General features: G+C 56.4%; 7 protein-coding genes. 1 reads left to right on the top strand and 6 read right to left on the bottom strand.

Features of this window, described 5'->3' with window-relative positions:
* The 3 genes from VBE63_RS25050 to VBE63_RS25040 all read right to left on the bottom strand — a co-directional run.
* Positions 1–464: hypothetical protein (locus VBE63_RS25050; protein WP_323685730.1), on the bottom strand; the 464-nt coding region annotated here is incomplete at its 3' end.
* A gap of 753 nt (positions 465–1,217) precedes the next feature.
* Positions 1,218–1,742 carry a sigma-70 family RNA polymerase sigma factor gene (locus VBE63_RS25045; RefSeq protein WP_323685729.1) on the bottom strand — a complete coding sequence of 175 codons (525 nt, stop codon included), beginning with the start codon at positions 1,740–1,742 and terminating at the stop codon, positions 1,218–1,220.
* A 31-nt stretch (positions 1,743–1,773) separates the two neighbouring features.
* Entirely contained in the window at positions 1,774–2,667 is an 894-nt protein-coding gene (locus VBE63_RS25040) for an MBL fold metallo-hydrolase (protein WP_323685728.1), read from the bottom strand.
* Between the two features lie 2 nt (positions 2,668–2,669).
* Here VBE63_RS25040 and VBE63_RS25035 point away from each other — a divergent pair, with 2 nt between their 5' ends.
* Entirely contained in the window at positions 2,670–3,335 is a 666-nt protein-coding gene (locus tag VBE63_RS25035; RefSeq protein WP_323685727.1) for a hypothetical protein, read from the top strand.
* Positions 3,336–3,416: 81 nt separating this feature from the next.
* Here VBE63_RS25035 and VBE63_RS25030 read toward each other — a convergent pair whose 3' ends face one another.
* The 3 genes from VBE63_RS25030 to VBE63_RS25020 all read right to left on the bottom strand — a co-directional run.
* Positions 3,417–3,638 (bottom strand): hypothetical protein, encoded by a 222-nt coding sequence (locus VBE63_RS25030; protein WP_323685726.1) that lies wholly within the window; start codon positions 3,636–3,638, stop codon positions 3,417–3,419.
* Complete coding sequence (locus VBE63_RS25025; RefSeq protein ID WP_323685725.1) at positions 3,635–3,856, bottom strand: hypothetical protein; 222 nt, start codon at positions 3,854–3,856, stop codon at positions 3,635–3,637. The genes VBE63_RS25030 and VBE63_RS25025 overlap by 4 nt, the downstream gene beginning before the upstream one ends.
* Before the next feature lie 289 nt (positions 3,857–4,145).
* The coding region (locus tag VBE63_RS25020) for a DUF4926 domain-containing protein (RefSeq protein ID WP_323685724.1) at positions 4,146–4,540 on the bottom strand (395 nt) is incomplete at its 5' end.

Here is a 4,540-nt window from a genome sequence, read left to right as displayed (position 1 = left end):
AATAAGATTACTCTTTTTATTATTATGAGAAATGAAGAAAATCTAAAAATAAAATTACAATCTATTGTATTGAGGTACTTATGCGATATAGCAAGATCACCAAGCCCAACATCTTCTAGGGCGCTAGCCATCGCGATCTTTAAATCACTCCAAGTGTTTGCATCATTCATCGCTTGATTGGATAAGCTAAAGGCTTCGCCGTCAAGACTAAATCTAATTTCACGCACAGAGATATTTTCGAGTTCAGCGCTAGAGACTCGTCCAACGTTATCTATTTCCTGAATTATCAAGGAAAGTATCGAGTCATCGCGAACGTTCACTTGATCAATCACAGCATCAATCGCTGTCTCCACACGCTCCCCATAGTCAAACGGACTTGCAGGACGCCCCCCTCCATCGGCTGGCGTAGCGACAAACGTAAACACTTGCAAAAGCGTGATGAACGCATTACTGGCTTGAGGCACACCGTCTTCATCGAGCTGAACCTGGCGGCTCAGAATCTAGGTAAAAATACTTTCAAGACTGGGATTGAGATCAACGCCTGCCAGTTGCTGCATGACGTTTTGTGCAAAAGTGTGTTCGATGGAAGTCATAACGATGTCTTAGATCCTAAAAGAGTTGAGCATTGGACGCTGATGGCCAGAATGTCCGTTGCTTCTGATCCGTTCACACACGGCTTGGCACTGTTCAAGAGTTCCGAGAAGCGTCGTGTGTACAGGGAGGAGAGGTCGAGAGCAGGCAGATGTCAGGGGAGGTATGCAAAACTTGGGCAGTCTGTCACGGCTTTGTCACGTTTGATTGTAGTCGTTTTCTCGCGGTTTGCGTGGCCTGCTGCTTACCCGCAATGACCATGGACAGCTTGGATCTTGCTCGTTGCTGAGTCCAAATCCGAGTCATACGGTCAACAATGATCGGGATTTCACTCTGTACTCCGTCTTGCTGATCAGAGAGCAAAGCCAACCAGGCCCGATCAGCACTGTCCTGCACACTCACCCGCTATCGCGGATAACGCTTCCAGCGCCCGTCTCTGTCCGATCTCCTTCCTGCCTAGCCCTCACCGCTCGATTTCCCTCCGACCCGTTCGCCTCACATCGAGGCATCCTCCCTGACGTCCCCCTTAACGGTGTCCGGTTTCGAAACCAAAGAAGCACGCATGAGCGCATCGCTGTCACCTCGCTACCCATCATGAAACGCGCGAGCCTGGAAAAACCCCCCGCTCAAGCATCGAAAAAGCCTTCCCGAGATCCGAGCAGACGGCGCAGCCGCTCCCGGCCACGGGCGAGCAGTCGTTCCGCCGCTTTGGCGGTGATTCCCATGGCGGCGGCGATCTCCTGGTAGCCCAGGTCTTTCTCGTAGCGCAGCACAAGGGCCGCGCGAACCGCAAAGGCGGTTTCTTGCCGCATCATCCTCTCTGCCGCGCTGGGGGCGGGATCGGGCTGGTCTGGAACCCGGTCGAGCAGCACCGGCTGGTGTTTCCTGGCTCGGTCCAGGCAAAGGCGAGAGATAATCCGGTAGAAATAGGTTCGAAACTGCGCGCTCGGCCGATAGCGTCCGGAGGCGTCGAGGAGGCGTAAGAAGGCCTCCTGGACAATCTCGGCGGCGTCATCCTGATTCCCGGCGAAGCGATAAGCGACCCGCCAAGCCCAGGCTTGATGACGCTCGACCAGCCGGGCAAACGCCGTCATGTCGCCGCAGCCGGCAGCCTGCAGCAAGACTTCATCCTGCTCGGTGTGATTGGACATGCGAATGTCGCCGAACGCTGAAGCGACTGGCTTATCGTGGATGGTCTTCTAGGTGCGCGAATCGAGATTGATCCAAAGTGCCAATCTGTGTGATATCGCCGCCATCCTCCATGAAGGCGCCAACCGTCTCGCGCAGGAAGACCAAGTAGTCGAGCGTGTCGGCGCGAGCCTGGGCGAGGTCGGTAGCGGGGCCGTGCCCCGGCACGATGACCTTGGGCTCCACTGCGGCTAGGATCTCGAAGGCCTCGATCCAATGCGCGCTGCTGGAATGTGGCATCACGCCGAGCATGCGCCCGACATAGACCACGTCGCCGCTGAATGCGATGCGCTCGTCCGGCAGCCAGACGAGGCTGTCGCCCGGTGTATGGGCCGGGCCGACCCTGCGCAGCTCGAAGCGTGTGTCGCCCAGGCTGAAGGTCATGGTCTCGTCGAAGGTCTCATCGGCGTAGACTGGCTCGGTGCCAGCGAGACCGTCGACGCCGACCAGGTTCTGCAGCCTGAACAGCTGCTCCTCAAGCCGCGCGCGCTGATCCTCGACCGCTGCCTGACTCGCGATGATGCGCGCGCCGCGTTGCTTGAAGTACTCATTTCCCAGCCAGCGGTGATCCTGTCCGCCCGTGTTGATGACAATCTTCACCGGCTGATCGGTCACCTGCTTGATGAGCGCATCGATCGCTGCTGCGCCCTTGGTGCTGCCGCCGGCATCGATCAGCACCACGCCGGCGTCGGTGACGACGAAACCGAAGGTCGCGTTGTTGCCAAGGTTTTCGGGCGTGCGGTTGCCAAAAGGGCCGACGATGGCGTCGATGCGGTCGCTGATCGGCTGCAGACGCAGACCGGCGTCCTGGTCCGCTGCCAGCGCGACGCTGGCGAGCAGCAGGAGCGCCATCAGCATTAGCCTGGACAGCAGTGTTGGATTTGGCATGGGTGTCTCCTGATCATTTGGGTGATGTCACGAAAGGTATCGCTGGGCTTGGATCAAGTCGATCCATTCGCGTCTTCATCCTCTCCGTCTTCTACGCCTGGTATTACCTGCGGCTGCTGCAGGCTCGGCGCTGGCGCGGCCGCGCCGATCTGTCGGAGCCATTCACGCGGATCAATCTGCCGGCGCCGATCTTCGTCATGGGCGCGACGGTTTTCGACACCCAGCCCAATGGCTCCTATCTGGTCGGCTCCTTCAGTGGCCTCTATCGGGTCGATCCGAGTGCCGAGCGTGCGGTCAATCTATTGGTCGATGAGGCCCCCGACGTCGAGCGCAGCCTGCGCCCGGCGGCGACCATGGTCACCGGCTGGCTGACCTCACCGGAGGGCGACGCCTACATCGCCACCCATTATCAGGGCTTGGTGGCCAACAGCGGTGAAGCCGCCGACGCCTTCCAGATGCCCCCAGAGTTGCGCGAGCAGTATCGGATGCCGCTCTGGAACTATCTGTTCGAGGTCCACAATGGGCGATTTTTCCAAGAGTGGCTCGGCGGCGGCTATATCCTGATCGTGCCGCTGGGCGCCTTGTTGCTGGTGCTGATCACGCTGACCGGTGTCTATGACTGGCTGCGCAATCAGCTTGCGCATCGGCGGCGTCAGCGTCTAGCGTAATTGCTGAGCGTCAGTGGTGGCCGGCTGGCGACGATGAGATCGCGACGGGGTCGGGAAACCAGGTCGCTGATGAGCGAGGGCTCAACGCTGCAAATCAGCCGCACGCGCCTTTAGCGCGTCCGCTGGATGCGCTTGTTGGAGCCATTGTGCCTGCACCTGCTCGGCAGCCTTGTTTGCCATGTCCACCAAGATGTCGATTCGATAGTCTGCGGACTTGTTGATTTCGCGCTTGACATCCCAGAGTTCGGCTAGGATGGGATCTGGAGCTTCGACGTGAGATCTGCGCTCGCGAGTGTAGGTCATGTCTCGATCTCCAAGAGTTCTTCGGGGGTGGTTAGTAAAGGCGGGTTATATCCCAGGGTCCGTAGGCCGTCGAGAAGCCTTTGCTTTGCATCGGGTCCCGCCAAGTGGGCAAAGTTCCAGGTTAATAGATAGTGCATCTTAGACACGGTAGCAATGGCCATGTGCAATGCATCCTCTGGTTCGCTCGCTGGAACGATGCCGGACTGAATCAAACTCATGGCCAAGTCTCTAGCTTCAGTGCAGATGGGTAGCGACGGCAGATCACGCAACGCCTGTAGGCGAAGGTTCGCTGCTGTTGGGTCGCCTTTCGCCGCTTCCTCAATGACCAAAGCGGATATGGCGAGTACCTAGCGTTCCGGCGCTTGCTCCCACCAATCACGAGTCAATGTCTGCCGGGCTGCCGTGACAAAATCGCGACTTAAACGCGCCGTCAGGTAAGAAACAATGGATGTTTCGACGTAAACTGTCGGTTTCATCTGAATTTCTACTGTTCTCGCTGATTGCGTATCACGTCGAGTGATTGTTTGCGCTGACATCACCCATAAGCGGCAGCGCTTCGATTTTCGAATAATGAAGCACCATCAAGTCTTCTTCCTTAATCCCGAGCATCGCGTAAGCCCTGCCATCGTCTCCGCAAAACTCGACCTCATAGGCGGATTTTCCAAGCGTCTCGACGACAGTACCAACTTGCCCCTTGACCAACTTCGCCTCTGGTAAATCTCGAAGTAACGCGACCACTTTCAACTCTTTGATTTTGCGTGACATAAAAGGATGGTACTCATAGTACGAAACAGGAGGTAAGTACCTCAATACAATAGATTGTAATTTTATTTTTAGATTTTCTTCATTTCTCATAATAATAAAAAGAATAATCTTATTTTTTATAGATAGTACGCTTTTTT

The sequence above is a fragment of the Lamprobacter sp. genome (assembly GCF_034860625.1).
Classification (GTDB): Bacteria; Pseudomonadota; Gammaproteobacteria; order Chromatiales; family Chromatiaceae; genus Lamprobacter.
This window is presented reverse-complemented; position numbering and strand designations above follow the sequence as displayed.